The organism is Streptomyces sp. NPDC050485, assembly GCF_044458185.1.
Lineage (GTDB): Bacteria > Actinomycetota > Actinomycetes > Streptomycetales > Streptomycetaceae > Streptomyces.
The window spans coordinates 46036-64702 of record NZ_JBITHR010000014.1; the positions used below are offsets into that span (position 1 = coordinate 46036).

Here is an 18667-nt window from a genome sequence, read left to right on the forward strand (position 1 = left end):
GGACGAGCCGGCCAGACGCGGCGCCTTCGCCCGGATGCCGCGCGGGCTCGGCGGCCGGATCAGGGCCGGTCTGCGGTCGGTCTCCATATCGATCAAGACCAAGCTGGGCACGCTGGTCGTGGTCTCCGTCTTCATCACCACCGGGCTGCTCATGGTGGCCCTGCAGACCCGCACCGAGGTGCGCTTCATCACCGTCTTCTCGGTGATAGCGACCCTGCTGATCACCCAGTTCGTCGCCCACGGGCTCACCGCCCCGCTGGACGAGATGAACACCGTCGCCCGCGCCATCTCGCACGGGGACTACACCCGCCGGGTGCGCGGCACCGGCCGCCGCGACGAACTCGGCGACCTCGCGGGCACCATCAACCGCATGGCCGACGATCTGGAGGCCGTGGACCGGCACCGCAAGGAGCTCGTGGCGAATGTCTCGCACGAGCTGCGCACGCCCATCGCGGCGCTGCGCGCGGTCCTGGAGAACGTCGTGGACGGCGTCTCCGCCGCCGACCCGGAGACGATGCGCACGGCCCTCAAGCAGACCGAGCGCCTGGGCCGCCTGGTCGAGACCCTGCTCGACCTGTCCCGCCTGGACAACGGCGTCGTGACGCTGCGCGCCCACCGCTTCGAGGTGTGGCCGTATCTGTCGGGTGTCCTCAAGGAGGCCAATCTGGCGGCCGCCCAGCGCCGGCTGTCCTCCGGCTCGGGCAACCACCAGCGCGCCGACGTCCACCTCCACCTGGACGTGTCGCCGCCCGAGCTGACCGCGCACGCGGACGCCGAGCGGCTGCACCAGGTGGTCGCCAACCTCATCGACAACGCCGTCAAGCACTCCCCGCCGCACGGCCGCGTGACCGTACGGGCCCGGCGCGGTCCGCAGCCCGAATCGCTCGACCTGGAGGTCCTCGACGAGGGTCCCGGCATTCCGCAGTCGGAGTGGCACAGAGTCTTCGAGCGGTTCAACCGGGGCACCGCGCCCTCGCCGCACGGTCCGGGCAGCGACGGCGGTACGGGACTCGGCCTCGCGATCGCGCGCTGGGCGGTGGATCTGCACGGTGGCCGGATCGGCGTGGCCGAATCCACCCGGGGCTGCCGGATCCAGGTCACCCTCCCGGGCGTCCCCCGGCAGCAAAGTTGACGTAAAGTTCGAACCGGAAGCAGCCGTTCTGCGTGGTGTTCAGCGGAAGCGGTCGATCAGGGGTGCGGGCCAGGGGGCCGCAGCCACGCTGTTGCGTACCCGAAGCGGCGCGCGGAGAAGCGGAACCACGCTTGTTTCCCGCCATTTCAAGCGCCGAAACCAGGTCTTCGGTGTGACTTACGCGACTGTGGCATGCCCGGCCTGCACGTCCAGGCCAGGGAGGCGTAGCCTTTATTTCCGCTGTCCATCACCTTGTGAAGCGGAAGAGGGCGGTTACCGCCGTGTCGTCTCAGTCCCCCAGTAATTCGAGCGTCTCGACCGACCAAGACGGGCAGGGCAAGAACCCTGCGGCCGGCTTCGGTGCCAATGAGTGGCTTGTCGACGAGATCTATCAGCAGTACCTCCAGGACCCCAATTCGGTCGACCGTGCCTGGTGGGACTTCTTCGCCGACTACAAGCCGGGTACCACCGGCACGGCGGACAAGCCCTTGGCTGGTGCCCCGGCCGCAGCCGCGGGGGCTGCGGCAGCCGCGCCCGCGGCTCCGGCCCCAGCCGCACCCGCCGCCCCGGTTCAGGCCGCTCCGGCCGCCGCTCCGGCACCGGCCGCCGCACCCGCTCCGGCACCGGCTCCGGCGAAGCCCGCGGCTGCTGCCGCGCCCGCCAAGCCCGCCGCCGCCAAGCCCGCCCCCCAGGCGGCCGAGGTGACCGAGGCCCCGGCCGGTCCCGAGTACGTGACGCTGCGCGGCCCCGCCGCCGCGGTCGCCAAGAACATGAACGCCTCGCTGGAGATGCCGACGGCCACGTCCGTCCGCGCCGTCCCGGTGAAGCTGCTGTTCGACAACCGCATCGTCATCAACAACCACCTCAAGCGCGCCCGGGGCGGGAAGGTCTCCTTCACCCACCTCATCGGCTACGCCATGGTGCAGGCCATCAAGGCCATGCCGTCGATGAACCACTCCTTCGCGGAGAAGGACGGCAAGCCGACCCTGGTCAAGCCGGAGCACGTGAACTTCGGTCTGGCCATCGACCTGGTGAAGCCGAACGGCGACCGCCAGCTCGTCGTCGCCGGCATCAAGAAGGCCGAGACGCTCAACTTCTTCGAGTTCTGGCAGGCGTACGAGGACATCGTCCGCCGCGCCCGCAACAACAAGCTGACGATGGACGACTTCACGGGCGTCACCGTGTCGTTGACCAACCCGGGCGGCCTCGGCACCGTCCACTCGGTCCCCCGCCTGATGCCCGGCCAGTCGGTCATCATGGGCGTCGGCTCGATGGACTACCCGGCCGAGTTCCAGGGCACCTCCCAGGACACCCTGAACAAGCTGGGCATCTCGAAGGTGATGACCCTCACCTCGACGTACGACCACCGGGTCATCCAGGGCGCCGCCTCCGGCGAGTTCCTGCGCATCGTCGCCAACCTGCTGCTCGGCGACAGCGGCTTCTACGACGACATCTTCGAGGCGCTGCGCATCCCCTACGAGCCGGTCCGCTGGCTCAAGGACATCGACGCCTCGCACGACGACGACGTCACCAAGGCCGCCCGCGTCTTCGAGCTGATCCACTCCTACCGGGTCCGCGGCCACGTCATGGCCGACACCGACCCGCTGGAGTACCGCCAGCGCAAGCACCCCGACCTGGACATCACCGAGCACGGCCTCACCCTGTGGGACCTGGAGCGGGAGTTCGCGGTCGGCGGGTTCGCCGGCAAGGGCCTGATGAAGCTGCGCGACGTGCTCGGCGTACTGCGCGACTCGTACTGCCGCACCACCGGCATCGAGTTCATGCACATCCAGGACCCCAAGCAGCGCAAGTGGATCCAGGACCGCGTCGAGCGCTCGCACTCCAAGCCGGAGCGCGAGGAGCAGCTGCGCATCCTGCGCCGCCTGAACGCGGCCGAGGCGTTCGAGACCTTCCTGCAGACGAAGTACGTCGGCCAGAAGCGGTTCTCCCTCGAGGGCGGGGAGTCCGTGATCCCGCTGCTCGACGCGGTGATCGACTCCGCCGCCGAGGCGCGTCTGGACGAGGTCGTCATCGGCATGGCCCACCGCGGCCGGCTGAACGTCCTTGCCAACATCGTCGGCAAGTCGTACGCACAGATCTTCCGCGAGTTCGAGGGCAACCTCGACCCGAAGTCGATGCACGGCTCCGGCGACGTGAAGTACCACCTGGGCGCGTCGGGCACCTTCACGGGCCTGGACGGCGAGCAGATCAAGGTCTCCCTCGTCGCGAACCCCTCGCACCTGGAGGCGGTCGACCCGGTCCTCGAAGGTGTCGCCCGCGCCAAGCAGGACGTCATCAACAAGGGCGGCACGGACTTCACGGTCCTGCCGGTCGCCCTGCACGGTGACGCGGCATTCGCCGGCCAGGGTGTCGTCGCCGAGACGCTGAACATGTCGCAGCTGCGCGGCTACCGCACCGGCGGCACGGTCCACATCGTGATCAACAACCAGGTCGGTTTCACCGCCGCCCCGGAGTCGTCGCGCTCGTCCATGTACGCCACCGACGTGGCCCGCATGATCGAGGCGCCGATCATCCACGTGAACGGCGACGACCCGGAGGCCGTGGTCCGCGTCGCGCGGCTCGCCTTCGAGTTCCGCCAGACGTTCAACAAGGACGTCGTGATCGACCTCATCTGCTACCGCCGCCGCGGTCACAACGAGGGCGACAACCCGCAGTTCACCAACCCGCAGATGTACAACCTGATCGACAAGAAGCGCTCGGTGCGCAAGCTGTACACCGAATCGCTCATCGGTCGCGGCGACATCACCCTGGAAGAGGCCGAGCAGGCCCTGCAGGACTTCCAGGGCCAGCTGGAGAAGGTGTTCGCGGAGGTCCGCGAGGCCACCTCGGCGCCGGGCGAGATCCACTCCTCCGACGCACAGGCGCAGTTCCCGGTCACGGTCTCCACGGCGGTCTCCCAGGAGGTCGTCAAGCGCATCGCCGAGTCGCAGGTGAACATCCCGGAGCGGATCACCGTCCACCCGCGTCTGATGCCGCAGATGCAGCGCCGCGCGGCTTCGGTCGAGGACGGCACGATCGACTGGGGCATGGGCGAGACCCTCGCCCTCGGCTCGCTGCTCATGGAGGGCGTCCCGGTCCGGCTGTCCGGCCAGGACACCCGCCGCGGCACGTTCGGCCAGCGCCACGCGGTCCTGGTCGACCAGGTCACCGGCGAGGACTACACGCCGCTCCTGTACCTCTCCGAGGACCAGGCGCGCTACAACGTCTACGACTCGCTGCTCTCCGAGTACGCGGCGATGGGCTTCGAGTACGGCTACTCGCTGGCCCGTCCCGAGTCCCTGGTGATGTGGGAGGCGCAGTTCGGCGACTTCGTCAACGGCGCCCAGACGGTCGTGGACGAGTTCATCTCGTCGGCCGAGCAGAAGTGGGGCCAGACCTCCGGCGTCACGCTGCTGCTGCCGCACGGCTACGAGGGCCAGGGCCCGGACCACTCGTCCGCCCGCCCGGAGCGCTTCCTCCAGATGTGCGCGCAGAACAACATGACCGTCGCGATGCCGACGCTCCCGTCGAACTACTTCCACCTGCTGCGCTGGCAGGTCCACAACCCGCACCACAAGCCGCTGATCGTCTTCACCCCGAAGTCGATGCTGCGTCTGAAGGCGGCGGCGTCGAAGGCGGAGGAGTTCACCAACGGCGGCTTCCGCCCGGTGATCGGCGACGAGCACGTGGACCCGAAGGCGGTCCGCAAGGTCGTCTTCTGCGCGGGCAAGGTCTACTACGACCTGGCCGCGGAGCGCGAGAAGCGCGGCGCCACGGACACTGCGATCATCCGAATCGAGCGCCTGTACCCGCTGCCGGGTGCCGAACTCCAGGCGGAGATCGCCAAGTTCCCGAACGCCGAGAAGTACCTGTGGGCCCAGGAGGAGCCGGCGAACCAGGGTGCCTGGCCGTTCATCGCGCTCAACCTGATCGACCACCTGGACCTGGCCGTCGGCGCCGACGTGCCGCACGGCGAGCGCCTGCGCCGCATCTCGCGCCCGCACGGCTCGTCCCCGGCGGTGGGTTCGAAGAAGCGCCACGAGCAGGAGCAGGAGCAGCTGGTGAACGAGGTCTTCGAGGCCTAGTCCGCCCCTGCCGTACGCAGCCGGAGGGCCCGGCATCCCGAGTCGATCGGGATGCCGGGCCCTCGGGCGTTCCGGGTGTTACCGGCCGCTGTCGCGGGCCGGCGGCACCCGTATCACCACGCTTCCACTGGCCAGGTCTATCGGCCCGCGCCCCGGATCGGCGTCGCCGACCTCGTCGAGCGTGAGCTCCAGCCGCCGGCGCTCCTCCTCCGTGTGCCGTCGACCGGGGTTGAAAACCTCGTCGAGCCCTCCGAACATCCGAAGCCCACCTCCGTCAGCCGTCCCGGGCATCAAACGTAACTCGCCCGGCCGCCCGGATACCCTGGGGCCGAACATCCGGTACGTCCCAGGAGCAAGTTGTGTACTTCACCGACCGCGGCATCGAGGAGCTGGCGAAGCGGCGCGGCGAGGAGGAGGTCACCTTCGAGTGGCTCGCCGAGCAGTTGCGTACCTTTGTCGACCTGAACCCGGACTTCGAGGTTCCGGTCGAGCGTCTCGCCACCTGGCTGGCGCGGCTCGACGACGAGGACGAGGACGAGGACGAGTGAACCCGCTGGGCCAGGACGCGTAATACGCGTCAGGCGCAGGGGTGGGCGCGCATCCGGTCGTACGCCAGGCTCAGCGCCCCGTGGGCGATCAGGATCACGCCCGCCGCCGTCCAGCCCGCGCTGCGGCGGCGCAGGCCCCAGACGGTGAGCGGAATGCCCGCAACGAGCTGGGCGGCACCCAGGACGCGGGCCTTGGGGCCGCGCACCCAGGGGCCCAGCGGGCCTTCCTCGACCGCGTCGAGTTCGGCGCGTACGGCATCGCGCCAGCCGGACCACTCGATCGTTTCGGCGCCCTGCGCGGCGGCCACCGACCGCAGCCGGTCGGTCGGTTCGCCCGGGGTGAGACCGACGGGCAGGGCGACGCCCGTGCGGGCCAGGATCGCGATCAGGCCGAGCAGCCGGGCCCGGGCGTCGGCGGCCGAATCGGGGCGGGTCAGCCCGCCGAGGGCCTCCACGTCGAATACCGGGTCGAGGCCGAGCCGCGCCGCGAACGTACGCATCGCCTCGTCCTCGCCGACCGGTGTGCCGTCGGAGAGCCAGACGTAGCCGACCGTACGGCGAAAACCCGAGGCCAGGGTGTAGCCCGCCCGGGACTCGTCCCACCACAGGGCGAGCGCGGGCCAGCCCGCACCGACCGTGAGCGCGCCCGCCCAGCCCGCGAGCACCTGGTCCACCGGCTCGGCCCCGGTCAGCCAGGGCTTGGTCGCGGGGACGAGCACGCTCCAGCCGTCGCCCGCCGGGGCGAGCAGCATCTTTTCGCGCAGCAGATGGGCGACCGGCCGGACCGCCGGGGGCTCGGCTCGGCAGAGGAGGAGTGCTCCGGGGGCGGCGGCAGAGGCGTCGGGCATGATCCATACGCTAGGCCATCTTTGCGGCGATTTCCCCCCATTGGGGCGCACATGGGCGCCCAGAGAGCCCCGGACGGCCCCCCTCGGCTTCCCCTCCAGGCCCGCACCTTGACTTTCCAGAAGCGCGATATATCGTGTCTATTGAGAGACGCGATATGTTGCGTCTTGGGTGAGCGCCTTGGATCAGCGTCTTGGACTACCCACCCGCAGTCCGCAGTACCACTCGCCGCACCACTCGCAGTGCCCAGGAGGTCAGCACCATGCCCGAGTCCACGTGGGCCGTCCCGGAGCCGCGGAAGTTCACTTTCGACGCACCGGTGACCACGCTCAAAGTGCGCATCTTCAACGGAACGGTCAACGTCGTGGGCAGCGAGGAAAGTTCCGCGCGCCTGGAGGTCTCGGCCGTCCACGGGCCACCACTGATCGTGACCCGCGAGGGGTCGACGCTCACCGTCGCGTACGAGGACCTGCCCTGGCGGGGCTTCCTCAAGATGCTGGACCGCAGGGGCTGGGACCGCAGCGCGGAGGTCTCGCTCGCGGTCCCGGCCGGTACGGACGTCGAGATCGGCACGGTCGGCGCGGGCACGGTGGTCTCGGGCATCCGGGGCCGCACGGAGGTGCGCGGCGTCAGCGGCGACACCACGCTGGTCGGCCTCTCCGGCCCGGTCCTTGCCGAGTCCGTCACCGGCGCGCTGGAAGCCCACGGGGTCACCGGGGAGCTGCGCTTCAAGTCGGTGTCCGGGGGCCTGACCGTGATCGAGGGGGCGGGGCCCCGCGTCCAGGCCGAGACGGTCAACGGCGACATGGTCCTCGACCTCACCCCCGACGGGCGGCCGACCGACATCCGGCTGACCACCGTCACGGGCGAGGTCGCGGTCCGGCTGCCGCACCCGGCCGACGCCCGGGTCGAGGCCAGCACCACGAGCGGCGCCGTCTCCAACGGCTTCGACGACCTGCGGGTCAGCGGGCAGTGGGGCACCAAGAGGATCATCGGGACACTGGGGGCGGGCAACGGCACGCTCAGGGCGACGACGGTGTCCGGGTCCATCGCGCTGCTGCGGCGGCCGGCGGGCGAGGAGGACGACATACCGGTGGACGGTCCCGTGCAGGACGACGTACCGGTGGACGGTCCCGTGCAGGACGACGTACCGGTGGACGGTCCCGTGCAGGACGACGTACCGGTGGACGGTCCCGTGCAGGACGGTCCGCGTGACGCCGCCCCGAACGACCGCGCCCCGAGCGACCGCGCTCCTCAAGACCCCGGTGACCGGTCCGGGTCCGACCGCCCGACGAACAAGAAGGTGCTCTGACATGCCTCCCGTCTTCGCCCACGGCCGCCTCCGCCTCTACCTCCTCAAGCTCCTGGACGAGGCGCCGCGCCACGGGTACGAAGTGATCCGCCTGCTCGAAGAGCGCTTCCAGGGGCTGTACGCACCCAGCGCGGGCACCGTCTACCCGCGGCTGGCCAAGCTGGAGGCCGAGGGGCTGGTCACCCACACCACCGAGGGCGGCCGCAAGGTGTACTCGATCACCGACGCGGGCCGCGCGGAGTTGGCGGGCCGGGGCGGTGAACTCGCCGATCTGGAGCTGGAGATCCGCGAATCCGTCTCCGAACTCGCCGCCGAGATCCGTGACGACGTACGCGGCGCGGCGGGCAGCCTCCGCGACGACATGCGCCGCGCGGCGCGCGAGGCCCGTACCGGACCCGGCTCCACGGGCGGCCGGGGGGCCCGGAAGGGGTTCCCCGAGGCCTCCGACTTCTTCGACAGCACCTGGGGCGACAGCGAGGCCTGGCAGCAGGCCAAGGACGAGTTCAAGCGCGCCAAGCAGGAGTGGAAGGAGCAGGCGCGCCGGGCGAAGGACGAGTCCCGGCGGGCCCGCGACGAGGCCCAGCAGGCCCGCCGCCAGGCCAAGGAGGCCCAGGAGAAGGCGCGCGAGGAGATGCGGCGGGTCGCCAAGGACGTGCAGCATCAGATGCAGGAGCACTTCGCGCGGGGCGACTGGCCGACGGGTGTACGGGAGGGGCTCGCGGAGATCACCAAGGAACTGGGGCGGTTCGGGTGGGGCGGCCCGGATGCCCCCGCCGAGCCTGTCGACCTCGGCAAGCCGGCCGCGCCGGAGCCGTCCGACGAGCCCGCGCCGGAGCCGGAGTGGGCCCGGGAGGAGCCGTCCGACAACCCCGCGCGCGATCTCGACCGGCTGCTCGACCGGTTCCGGGACGACATCCGGGACGCGGCGCGGGACCACGGGGTGACGGAGGCCCAACTCCGGGAAGCCCGCCGCCACTTGTCGGCGGCGGCGGCCCACATCGGCGCGGCGCTGCGGCCGCCGGGGGCTTAGGGCGGGGGCGTTTCCCGCCCGCCCGCCACGAAAGGGCGGGCGGGTGGGACAGCGCCGGGCTCTCAGGCCGCCGCCCCGAACAGCACCCGCTCCACACCCCCGTACGTCCCCCCGTACTCCGCCAGCACCTCCGCCACCACCCCCGGCATCGCCGTCAGCGCGAGCAGCATGTGCTCGTCGCCGATCTGCTTGTGCTTGCGGGCCGCCGCCATCCTCAGGGACTTCTCCAGGACCTTCTTCGACTCCCTCGTGAAGGACGGCCGGCCCGACGGCCATGCCTTGCGCGGGGTGGCTTCGGACAGGGCGCCGGGGCCGTGTGCCTCCTCCGCCTTCGCGACGATCTCCTCGACGGAGATGCCGAGCCCGGCCAGGGCGTTCACGTCCGCCTTGGACATGCCGCCCCGGCGTCGCGCGTCCGCCAGCGCGGCGGTGACCTCGGCGCGCCGGTCGGTGACGCCGAGGGAGGTGAGGGCGAAGGCCGCCTTGCTGCCGTCACGGTCGAGGAGGGCGAGGAGCAGGTGCTCCTCGGTCACCACCGCCGACCCCGCACGGGCGGCGTGGCCGACCGCGCCCTCCACCACTCCACGGGCATTCGTCGTGAATCGCTCGAACATCAATGCCTCCCGTGCTTCTTGTGTACGGCCTGCCGGCTGACCCCCAGCTCGGCGGCGATTTCCTGCCAGGACCAGCCCTGGTTGCGGGCGCTGCGTACTTGTACGGATTCGAGCTGTTCCAGGAGCCGGCGCAGTGCGGCGACGGCTCGCAGTCCGACCCTCGGGTCGCGGTCGCCGGCTCGTGCGGCGAGATCGGTGGCCTCGGTCATGCTTGTCAATGTACGTTGACAAGAGCGGCCCGTCAACCCTGGTTGACATCACCGCCACGTACTCCGTGCCGCCCCCACCCCGCCGTCAGACCGTCAGAACCACCTTCCCGAACACGTCCCCCGACGCCACCTTCTGGAAGCCCTCGCGAGCCCGGTCCAGCGGGAGCACCTCGTCGATGACGGGGCGTACACCCGTCGCCGAGCAGAACGCGAGGAGGTCCTCCAGCTCGTCCTTCGTGCCCATGGTCGAGCCGACGACCTTCAGCTCCAGGAAGAAGATGCGGGTGAGTTCGGCGTGCGCGGGGCGGTCGCCGCTGGTGGCGCCCGAGATGACCAGAGTGCCACCGGGGCGCAGCGACTTGACCGAGTGGGACCAGGTCGCCGCGCCCACCGTCTCGATCACCGCGTCGACGCGCTGCGGCAGCCGCGCCCCCGGCTCGAAGGCGTCGACGGCGCCCAGTTCCACCGCCCGCTGGCGCTTGGCCTCGTCGCGGCTGGTGGCGAAGACGCGGAGGCCGGCCGCCTTTCCCAGGACGATCGCGGCGGTGGCGACCCCGCCCCCGGCACCTTGCACCAGGACCGAATCGCCGGGCCGGACACCGGCGTTGGTGAAGAGCATCCGGTACGCCGTCAGCCACGCGGTCGGCAGGCACGCCGCCTCCGCGAAGCTGAGCTCCTTCGGCTTCGGCAGTACGTTCCAGGTGGGCACGGCGACCTGCTCGGCGAAGGTGCCCTGGTACTTCTCGGTGAGGATCGAGCGGCCCTCGGTGGGGCCGACGCCGTGTCCGGTCTGGCCGATCACCGAGTGGAGGACGACCTCGTTGCCGTCCTGGTCGACTCCGGCCGCGTCGCAGCCGAGGATCATCGGCAGCTTGTCCTCGCTGAGGCCGACGCCGCGCAGCGACCAGACGTCGTGGTGGTTGAGGGAGGCGGCCCGTACGTCGACGAGGGTCCAGCCGGGGCGTACCTCGGGGGCCGGCCGCTCCCCCAACTCAAGGCCGCTGAGCGGCTGGTCACGGTCGATGCGGGCGGCGTAGGCGGCGAACATGGCCCTGACCATAGGGCGCGCGGCCCGGCCGCCGGAACCTCCCACGGCTGTGACTCCCCGCACGCCGAAAAAGCCGTGCCGGACACCCCCGAAGGGGAGCCCGGCACGGCTCGTACACAACGACCCGGCTTCCTACCGGCGCGCCACACCCTCGGCACGCGCGGCCGCTGCCACCGCCGCCGTGACGGCCGGGGCGACCCGCTCGTCGAACGGGGACGGGATGACGTAGTCCGCGGCGAGCTGGTCGCCCACGACGTCGGCCAGCGCGTTCGCCGCGGCGATCTTCATGCCCTCGGTGATCCGGGAGGCCCGGACCTGGAGGGCGCCCGCGAAGATGCCGGGGAAGGCGAGGACGTTGTTGATCTGGTTCGGGTAGTCCGAGCGGCCGGTGGCCACCACCGAGGCGTACTTGTGCGCGATGTCGGGGTGCACCTCGGGGTTCGGGTTGGCCATCGCGAAGACGAAGGCACCCGGCGCCATGGAGGCGACCGCGGGCTCGGGGACCGTACCGCCGGAGACGCCGATGAAGACGTCGGCGCCCGCGAGTGCGGTCTCCAGGGGGCCGGTCAGGCCCGCCTTGTTGGTGAGCTCGGCGAGCTCGCGCTTGACGTCGGTCAGGTCGGTGCGGTCGCTGCTGACGATGCCCTTGCGGTCGGCGACCGCCACATCGCCGAGGCCCGCCTCCAGGAGGAACTTGGCGATGGCCACGCCGGCGGCGCCGGCCCCGGAGATCACCGCGCGCAGGTCGCCGAGGGTACGCCCGGTGAGCTTCGCGGCGTTGCGCAGGGCGGCCAGGGTGACGACGGCCGTGCCGTGCTGGTCGTCGTGGAAGACCGGGATGTCCAGGGCCTCCTGCAGCCGGCGCTCGATCTCGAAGCAGCGCGGGGCGGAGATGTCCTCCAGATTCACCCCACCGAAGGACGGCGCGAGGCGGACGACGGTCTCGATGATCTCGTCGGTGTCGGTGGTGGCCAGCGCGATGGGCACCGCGTCGACCCCGCCGAACTGCTTGAAGAGGATGGCCTTCCCCTCCATCACTGGAAGGGACGCCTCCGGGCCGATGTCACCGAGTCCGAGCACCGCGGTGCCGTCCGTCACGACGGCGACGACCTGCGACTTCCAGGTGTAGTCGTACACCAGCTCCGGGTTCTCCGCGATCGCGCTGCACACCTTGGCCACGCCCGGCGTGTACGCGAGGGACAGGTCGTCCTTGTCACGGATGGGCACGGTGGCCTGAACGGCCATCTTGCCGCCCCGGTGGAGCGCGAAGGCCGGGTCGAAGGAATCGACGGAATCTCCGTAACCCTCCGTGCTGCTGTCGCTGCGAGGATTGACGATCTCCGCTGCCATTGTGTTGACCCCTTAAGTCTTCATCAGTTGAGGGTGGCCACTCCTTGTTGAGGAGGGGTGGGCGGACCCGCGTACGTTCCCCGCTGAGGGCGGTTGGCCCGCCCCGCGGGGTGGAGGTACTTACGCGCGGGCGCGCCGCACACGCGCCCTGAGCCCCGGATGAGGGGTGTAAGGATCCTTCTTACCGGACAGAAGCGTCCGCCGACGAGTCCATATTGGCTCAGCGCCGGAGCTCCGCCGCAAGCGGTCCCAGTACGCTGCCACGACTCTTGGCGTGATGTCGCGACAAGTCGGCCATGCGGCATGAAACATGTCCACAACGCGAGATGAACCGGAGAATCTCCGGCTCACGCGAGTGTTCTCCGCACGTGCTCCGGCCCGCAGGGCCCTGGTGTACCGGGCTGTCCGGATTCGGAGGTGACCCGTTATCCGATTTTGACATCGCTGCGACCCTGATTTCCGGGGTCCGAATGGCAAGATGCGACTTCACACGCGGTTCACACCGCGGTCGCGACACCCGAGGATGCGTGCACGACCACCGCCCAGGACCTGTGCGTACAACGTGTACGCACTCCATGGCCACTCCACTTCACAACTGCCGGAGGAACCCGACCATGACCGCAAGCACCACCCGTCGTACGACCGCCGCCAAGTCCCGGATTGCCGCGGTCGGCGCGATCGCGGTCGCGGGCGCCCTGCTGGTCACCGGCTGCGGTGACCAGACCAAGAAGGGCTCGTCCAGCGCGTCCCCGGGCGGGGCCTCGAAGTCCGCGCCGCTCTTCTCGAAGCTGCCCTCGAACATCCAGCAGGCCGGCGTCATCAAGGTCGGTACGGATGCCACGTACGCCCCGATGGAGTTCAAGCAGGGCGACACCATCGTCGGCATCGACCCCGACATCGCCGCCGCCCTCGGCAAGCAGCTCGGGGTGAAGTTCGAGTTCACCAGCGGCACCTTCGACACCCTGCTCGGCGCGCTGCCGACCGGCCGCTACGACGCGGTCATGTCCTCGGTGAGCGACACCAAGGCCCGCCAGGAGGGTCTTGACAAGAGCGGCAAGAAGACCGGTACGGGTGTCGACTTCGTCGACTACTACACGGCGAGCACCGGCATCCTGGTCAAGAAGGGCAACCCGGACGGCATCAAGTCCACCGACGACCTGTGCGGCAAGAAGATCGCCGTGCAGCGCGGCACGACGTACGAGCAGGCCGCCAAGGACCTCGCCGCCAAGTGCAAGACGGACGGCAAGGGCGAGCTGGCCTTCGAGCCCTTCTCGACCGACGCCGAGGCGCAGACCCGGGTCAAGGCCGGCGGCGCCGTCGCCGACCTGAACGACTCCCCCGTCGCCGCGTACATCGCGAAGACCGCGGGCGGCGGCGCCGACTTCGAGTCGGTCGCCAACAAGTCGGACGCGGGCCCCTTCGGCATCGCGGTGGACAAGAAGAACACGCAGCTGCGTGACGCCCTCTCGGCGGCGCTGGACGCGATCATCGCCGACGGCACCTACAAGGCGGCCGTCGACAAGTGGGGCGGCGCACAGGGCGCCGTCACCAAGGCAGCCATCAACGGCGGCTCCTGACCCGCGCACCACTGAAGGGCAGTCGCTGTGACTGACAAGCTCGACAAGACTCCGGGACCGGCGGACGCCGTCCCGGAGCAGCTCCCACCGGACGTCATCCGGGCCATCCCGGTACGTCACTACGGGCGCTGGATAAGCGCCGTACTCGTCGTCGCCGTGCTCGGCGCGCTCGGGTACGCGTTCGCCCAGGGCAATGTGCGCTGGGCGACCGTCACGGACAAGCTGTTCGACCCCAGCATCCTGACCGGCCTGTGGCACACCATCCTCATCAGCGTGGTCTCCATGGCCGTGGGCCTGGTGCTGGGTGTGCTGTTCGCCGTGATGCGGCTCTCGAAGAACCCGGTGACCAGCTCGGTCGCCTGGCTGTACATCTGGTTCTTCCGCGGCACGCCGGTCTATGTGCAGCTGCTGATCTGGTTCAACCTGGCGCTGATCTTCCCGATCCTGAACCTCGGGTTCTACAAGGACTACATGACCGCGGTCATGACTCCGTTCCTCGCCGCCCTGCTCGGCCTCGGCCTGAACGAGGGCGCGTACATGGCGGAGATCGTCCGGGCCGGCATCCAGTCGGTCGACGAGGGCCAGACCGAGGCCTCGCACGCGCTCGGCATGACCCAGACGCAGACCATGCGCCGGGTGGTGCTCCCCCAGTCGATGCGGGTGATCATCCCGCCGACGGGCAACGAGTTCATCAACATGCTGAAGACGTCGTCGCTGGTCGTCGCCGTCCAGTACCAGGATCTGCTGCGCAGCGCCCAGGACGTCGCCGCGACCTCGTTCGCGGTGATGGAGATGCTCTTCCTGGCCTCTCTCTGGTACCTGGCCCTGACCAGTGTGTTCAGCGTCGGCCAGTACTACCTGGAGCGCCGTTTCGCACGAGGTTCGCTGCGCGCCCTGCCGCCCACTCCGCTGGAGCGCATCAAACGGAACCTGCTCTCCCTTACCAACTGGCGGCGGTGACCCCATGACTGCACAACCGATGGTCAAGGCGGAGGGCGTCCACAAGTCGTTCGGCCCCGCCCACATTCTCAAGGGCATCGATCTGGAGGTGGCCGAGGGCGAGGTGTTCTGCCTGATCGGCCCGTCCGGCTCGGGCAAGTCGACCTTCCTGCGGTGCATCAACCACCTGGAGCAGATCAACGCCGGACGCCTTTACGTCGACGGCGAGCTGGTCGGGTACCGCCAGAAGGGGGACAAGCTGTACGAGTTGAAGGACAGCGAAGTCGCCCGCAAGCGGCGGGACATCGGCATGGTCTTCCAGCGCTTCAACCTGTTCCCGCACATGACGGCCGCCGAGAACGTCATGGAGGCGCCGGTCCAGGTCAAGCGGGAGTCGAAGGCGGTGGCCCGCGAGCGGGCCCTCAAGCTGCTCGACCGGGTGGGCCTCGCCGACAAGGCGGGCAACTACCCCTCGCAGCTCTCCGGCGGCCAGCAGCAGCGCGTGGCGATCGCCCGGGCGCTTGCCATGCAGCCGAAGCTGATGCTCTTCGACGAGCCGACCTCGGCGCTCGACCCCGAGCTGGTGGGCGATGTCCTGGACGTCATGCGCGGCCTCGCCGAGGACGGCATGACGATGATCGTGGTCACCCACGAGATGGGCTTCGCGCGCGAGGTCGGCGACTCGCTGGTCTTCATGGACGACGGCGTGGTGGTCGAATCCGGCCACCCGCGCGACGTCCTGACGAACCCCCAGCACGACCGGACGAAGTCGTTCCTGTCGAAGGTGCTGTAGCGCCCCGGCGGAACAGCACCACCGCATGGCCCCACGAAGAAGGGTGGTTACGGGATCGCTCCCGTAACCACCCTTCTTTTTGCCGTAGCTCTCGTACCGCCGGGCGGCCGGTCCGGCCAGTACGGGGTCCTGGGCGGCCGGCGCCCGCCAGTCGGCCCGGTCGAGCGCGCCGCCCACCGTGCCCGCGCAGCGGACTTACCGATCGCCGAGTCCCAAAGTTGGTCCATCTCGTCGAACTCCCGGCCTGCGCATACGACTTCAGGCCCCACCGCACCCGAGTGGCGCGCTTGCGTCGTGCCATCCTCCCCGGTCGGACGCTCACGAGAAACACCGAACTCCAGGAACTGCGCGCCTACTTCACGGAGTTGGCCAACGAGCTGCGCCGGTGGACCATGCCCGACGAAACCTCATTGAGGCCTCGCCGCACACGCTGAAAAGCCCACCGGCGGAGAAAAGGCCCGGCGCCGGGCTGGTGGCCCGGCGCCGAGACCCATTTCGGTGAGTCGCGTTACGCGATTCCCTGTTGCTCAGCGGCCGCCGCATTCGGAACCGACGCCGTCGAACTGTGCGCCTGGATTGCCCTCACCGTTCAGCGCATTGCCCAGCAGGCCGTTGAGCAGCCCGACCTGGCCGAGGATGTCGACGTTCAGGTCATGGGACCTGCAATAGCCGCCATGCCCCTCATGCCTGCCGTCCGCGCTTTGGGCGGTGGCCGTGCCGGTGGCTATGAAGCTCATGCTTCCGAGGATGGCGGCCGCAACAGCGGCCTTGTGAAGCTTGCGCATTTCTTCTCCTCCTTGGGTTGAGTAGAGCGCACCAGCAAAAGATCCACTTAGCGCTCATTTCGGAGGCTAATCCGATATCTCCCACGGCGCTCACCGGAGCTGCCATCCGGGTGCCCCGAGCTGACGGCCCGTTGTGGCCGCTGCGCCGGGCATGAGCGAGAGGCGAACAACGACCGCGCCTCACGCGGTGGCGCTGCCTGCACGACTCGGTGGCAGCGCATCCGACGCGCGTACTTGAGCGCGTACGTCTCGCCGTTCAGCACGAACGCCCTGAGGGAGCCCGGGACTTGACCAAAAGGATGCGGCTCAGCAAGGACATCCCACCGTCATGGCACACATGGCTCCTGCTGGACGTAGCGCGCACACAGGGATGTTGGAGACGCGGCAGGAGCCGTTCGCGCACTCGAAATCGCTGCGGCGGGTAGCTCCGGCATGGATGCGGGCCGTGCGTCCAGATGATGGAGTGAGCCGGTCGTCGCCGGAGACGGCGCCCTCGGAGATGGCGAGAAGCGCGGGGTCCAGATCGACCCCCGTGCCGACCGCGTCCGGGAACCTCTTGAGGAGCCCGTCCGTAATACTCCCCGTACCGCACGCGAGGTCGAGCACGCGCGGCGCGGGACCGACGCAGGCCCCGACCCCATCGAGCATGACCCCGAAGCGCTCCTCGCGGCCGGGCATGTACCACTCCCGCTACCGGTCCCAGCCGTCCTGCCGACCCCGCCGGTCGGTGCCCGTACCGGCCCCGGCGACAGTCCCCGACACCGTAACCCCTCCTTGGAAGCCACTCTGTAATACCCTCAAAGGGTACCCAGCCGTTACCTGGAACACCCCGGACCCTAGACCGCCGCCGTAAGGACTACAAGTGGAACTGGCCTATTACTCGGACTATGCCGTGCGCTTGGTCAACACCGAGGAGCCGGCCCGCAACAAGGACGTGCTGACCTCGGTCGACGCGGTGCGCGAACTGTTCGGCGGGAACCAGTCGGCGGCCCGCCGGGCGACGGACGCGGATGTGACGCGCTTCCGCTCGGTACGGGCCCGGCTGCGGGCGGTCTTCGAAGCGGCCGACCGGGGCGAGGAGGTCCAGGCGGTGGACCTGCTCAACTCGCTGCTGCTCGAATTCCCGGTCAGCCCCCAGGTGTCCGGCCACGACCACCGGGACGAGGACGACCGCCCGCTGTGGCACATGCACCTGGCCGACCACCCCTCGAACGCGACGGCGGGCTACGCGGCGATCGCCTCGATGGGCCTGGCCTTCCACCTCACGGAGTACGGGGTCGACCGGCTCGGCCTGTGCCAGGCGGCACCCTGCCGCAACGCCTACCTGGACACCTCGACCAACCGTTCGCGCCGCTACTGCTCGGACCGCTGCGCGACCCGGGCCAATGTGGCCGCCTACCGGGCCCGCAAGCGCCTGGAGACCGAGCGGTCGGAGAACACCGGCCGCACGGAGGAGACGGCCCAGAACGCCAAGTAGCCGACGGTGCGCCGGCGCCCGGCCGTCATCGGCCGGTACCGTCCGCGCACCCGGCCGAGCACGAGCTCGACCGGCACGGCGCCGAAGGCCCGGCTGTCGACGACCTCGTCGCCGGTGTTGTCGCCGAGCACCCACCAGCCGCTCTCGCGCAACTCCATCAACCGCTTGACGATGAGCAGGTCCTGCTGCAACGGGTGGCGCAGCACCGCCACGTCGCCGACCCGCAGCTCGGCCCCGTAGTGCACCAGCAGCTGGTCCCCGTGCAGCAGCGTGGGCACCATCGAGGTCCCCAGGACCTCGGCGATCCCCAGCGGCACCCTCGGCTCCCGCCCCTCATCCGTCATACGTCACCCACCTCCCGGCCGTCGGCACCCCGCCACCGGTCCCACGGTACGTTCCGCCACGAGTCCCATGGTGACCCTGGACTTTTGACCTAAGCCCACGGGGGCAGCCGCGAAAACCCGTCTCTCACCGAGTAATGTCCCACCTGAGAAGACGATCACGAGGAAGGACAGCTCAATGCTTTCCCGCCTGTTTGCCCCCAAGGTGAAGGTCAGCGCGCACTGCGACCTGCCCTGCGGTGTGTACGACCCGGCCCAGGCCCGCATCGAGGCGGAGTCGGTCAAGGCCGTACAGGAGAAGTACCAGGCCAACGAGGACGAGCACTTCCGTGCGCGTGCCGTGGTCATCAAGGAGCAGCGTGCGGAGCTCGCGAAGCACCACGTCTCCGTGCTGTGGAGCGACTACTTCAAGCCGCCGCACTTCGAGAAGTACCCCCAGCTCCACCAGCTGGTCAACGACACCCTGAAGGCCCTCTCGGCCGCCAAGGCGTCGACCGACCCGAAGACCGGCGAGAAGGCGCTCGAACTCATCGCCGAGATCGACCGCATCTTCTGGGAGACCAAGAAGGCCTGATCTCTGG

The 18667-nt window shown here is 69.8% G+C and carries 18 protein-coding genes and 2 pseudogenes; 11 read left to right on the forward strand and 9 right to left on the reverse strand.

The window, feature by feature from the left end; all coding sequences use genetic code 11:
• Positions 1–34 precede the first annotated feature (34 nt).
• Both ACIBK6_RS26255 and ACIBK6_RS26260 read left to right on the forward strand, forming a co-directional pair.
• Positions 35–1132, forward strand: coding sequence for an ATP-binding protein (locus tag ACIBK6_RS26255; RefSeq protein ID WP_399053984.1), 1098 nt, complete (start codon positions 35–37; stop codon positions 1130–1132).
• 281 nt (positions 1133–1413) lie between these two features.
• A complete protein-coding gene (locus tag ACIBK6_RS26260; protein ID WP_399053804.1) occupies positions 1414–5217 on the forward strand; it encodes a multifunctional oxoglutarate decarboxylase/oxoglutarate dehydrogenase thiamine pyrophosphate-binding subunit/dihydrolipoyllysine-residue succinyltransferase subunit in 3804 nt (1267 codons plus the stop codon).
• A 78-nt stretch (positions 5218–5295) separates the two neighbouring features.
• Here the strand turns inward: ACIBK6_RS26260 and ACIBK6_RS26265 are convergent, their stop codons facing one another.
• Entirely contained in the window at positions 5296–5475 is a 180-nt protein-coding gene (locus tag ACIBK6_RS26265) for a DUF6191 domain-containing protein (RefSeq protein WP_399053805.1), read from the reverse strand.
• Between the two features lie 101 nt (positions 5476–5576).
• On the opposite strand from ACIBK6_RS26265, the gene ACIBK6_RS26270 reads away from it, so the two are divergent.
• Positions 5577–5765 carry a DUF6104 family protein gene (locus ACIBK6_RS26270; protein ID WP_399053806.1) on the forward strand — a complete coding sequence of 63 codons (189 nt, stop codon included), beginning with the start codon at positions 5577–5579 and terminating at the stop codon, positions 5763–5765.
• 29 nt (positions 5766–5794) lie between these two features.
• Here the strand turns inward: ACIBK6_RS26270 and ACIBK6_RS26275 are convergent, their stop codons facing one another.
• Complete coding sequence (locus ACIBK6_RS26275; RefSeq protein ID WP_399053807.1) at positions 5795–6613, reverse strand: hypothetical protein; 819 nt, start codon at positions 6611–6613, stop codon at positions 5795–5797.
• 260 nt (positions 6614–6873) lie between these two features.
• On the opposite strand from ACIBK6_RS26275, the gene ACIBK6_RS26280 reads away from it, so the two are divergent.
• A complete protein-coding gene (locus tag ACIBK6_RS26280; RefSeq protein WP_399053808.1) occupies positions 6874–7923 on the forward strand; it encodes a DUF4097 family beta strand repeat-containing protein in 1050 nt (349 codons plus the stop codon).
• A 1-nt stretch (position 7924) separates the two neighbouring features.
• Entirely contained in the window at positions 7925–8953 is a 1029-nt protein-coding gene (locus ACIBK6_RS26285) for a helix-turn-helix transcriptional regulator (RefSeq protein WP_399053809.1), read from the forward strand.
• A 62-nt stretch (positions 8954–9015) separates the two neighbouring features.
• Here the strand turns inward: ACIBK6_RS26285 and ACIBK6_RS26290 are convergent, their stop codons facing one another.
• The 4 genes from ACIBK6_RS26290 to ACIBK6_RS26305 all read right to left on the reverse strand — a co-directional run bounded on the left by ACIBK6_RS26290 (position 9016) and on the right by ACIBK6_RS26305 (position 12174).
• Entirely contained in the window at positions 9016–9567 is a 552-nt protein-coding gene (locus ACIBK6_RS26290) for a Clp protease N-terminal domain-containing protein (protein ID WP_399053810.1), read from the reverse strand.
• The gene (locus ACIBK6_RS26295; protein WP_399053811.1) at positions 9567–9776 is read right to left on the reverse strand and encodes a helix-turn-helix domain-containing protein; all 210 of its coding nucleotides are present in this window, start codon (positions 9774–9776) and stop codon (positions 9567–9569) included. Before ACIBK6_RS26295 ends, ACIBK6_RS26290 begins: the two co-directional genes overlap by 1 nt.
• 85 nt (positions 9777–9861) lie before the next feature.
• The gene (locus tag ACIBK6_RS26300; RefSeq protein WP_399053812.1) at positions 9862–10824 is read right to left on the reverse strand and encodes a zinc-binding dehydrogenase; all 963 of its coding nucleotides are present in this window, start codon (positions 10822–10824) and stop codon (positions 9862–9864) included.
• A 132-nt stretch (positions 10825–10956) separates the two neighbouring features.
• The gene (locus tag ACIBK6_RS26305) at positions 10957–12174 is read right to left on the reverse strand and encodes an NADP-dependent malic enzyme (protein ID WP_399053813.1); all 1218 of its coding nucleotides are present in this window, start codon (positions 12172–12174) and stop codon (positions 10957–10959) included.
• A 614-nt stretch (positions 12175–12788) separates the two neighbouring features.
• Between ACIBK6_RS26305 and ACIBK6_RS26310 the strand changes: the two genes are divergently transcribed.
• The 3 genes from ACIBK6_RS26310 to ACIBK6_RS26320 are packed head-to-tail and all read left to right on the forward strand — an operon-like array spanning position 12789 to position 15483.
• Positions 12789–13751: an ABC transporter substrate-binding protein gene (locus ACIBK6_RS26310; protein ID WP_399053814.1), complete on the forward strand. Its 963-nt coding sequence runs from the start codon at positions 12789–12791 to the stop codon at positions 13749–13751.
• Between the two features lie 27 nt (positions 13752–13778).
• Complete coding sequence (locus tag ACIBK6_RS26315) at positions 13779–14711, forward strand: amino acid ABC transporter permease (protein WP_399053815.1); 933 nt, start codon at positions 13779–13781, stop codon at positions 14709–14711.
• A gap of 4 nt (positions 14712–14715) precedes the next feature.
• Positions 14716–15483: an amino acid ABC transporter ATP-binding protein gene (locus tag ACIBK6_RS26320; RefSeq protein ID WP_399053816.1), complete on the forward strand. Its 768-nt coding sequence runs from the start codon at positions 14716–14718 to the stop codon at positions 15481–15483.
• A gap of 527 nt (positions 15484–16010) precedes the next feature.
• Here ACIBK6_RS26320 and ACIBK6_RS26325 read toward each other — a convergent pair.
• Positions 16011–16268, reverse strand: coding sequence for a hypothetical protein (locus tag ACIBK6_RS26325; RefSeq protein ID WP_399053817.1), 258 nt, complete (start codon positions 16266–16268; stop codon positions 16011–16013).
• Between the two features lie 233 nt (positions 16269–16501).
• Here ACIBK6_RS26325 and ACIBK6_RS26330 point away from each other — a divergent pair.
• Positions 16502–16710 (forward strand): annotated as a pseudogene (locus ACIBK6_RS26330) (transcriptional regulator); the annotation flags it as partial.
• Between the two features lie 20 nt (positions 16711–16730).
• On the opposite strand, the pseudogene ACIBK6_RS26335 reads toward ACIBK6_RS26330, so the two are convergent.
• Positions 16731–16946: pseudogene (locus tag ACIBK6_RS26335) on the reverse strand (class I SAM-dependent methyltransferase); the annotation flags it as partial.
• A gap of 184 nt (positions 16947–17130) precedes the next feature.
• Here ACIBK6_RS26335 and ACIBK6_RS26340 point away from each other — a divergent pair.
• Positions 17131–17745 carry a CGNR zinc finger domain-containing protein gene (locus ACIBK6_RS26340; protein ID WP_399053818.1) on the forward strand — a complete coding sequence of 205 codons (615 nt, stop codon included), beginning with the start codon at positions 17131–17133 and terminating at the stop codon, positions 17743–17745.
• Here the strand turns inward: ACIBK6_RS26340 and sodX are convergent.
• Positions 17664–18089 (reverse strand): nickel-type superoxide dismutase maturation protease, encoded by a 426-nt coding sequence (gene sodX, locus ACIBK6_RS26345; RefSeq protein ID WP_399053819.1) that lies wholly within the window; start codon positions 18087–18089, stop codon positions 17664–17666. The two genes, ACIBK6_RS26340 and sodX, sit on opposite strands and share 82 nt — an antisense overlap.
• 175 nt (positions 18090–18264) lie before the next feature.
• Here sodX and sodN point away from each other — a divergent pair, with 175 nt between their 5' ends.
• Complete coding sequence (gene sodN / locus ACIBK6_RS26350) at positions 18265–18660, forward strand: superoxide dismutase, Ni (RefSeq protein ID WP_399053820.1); 396 nt, start codon at positions 18265–18267, stop codon at positions 18658–18660.
• Positions 18661–18667: the final 7 nt, after the last annotated feature.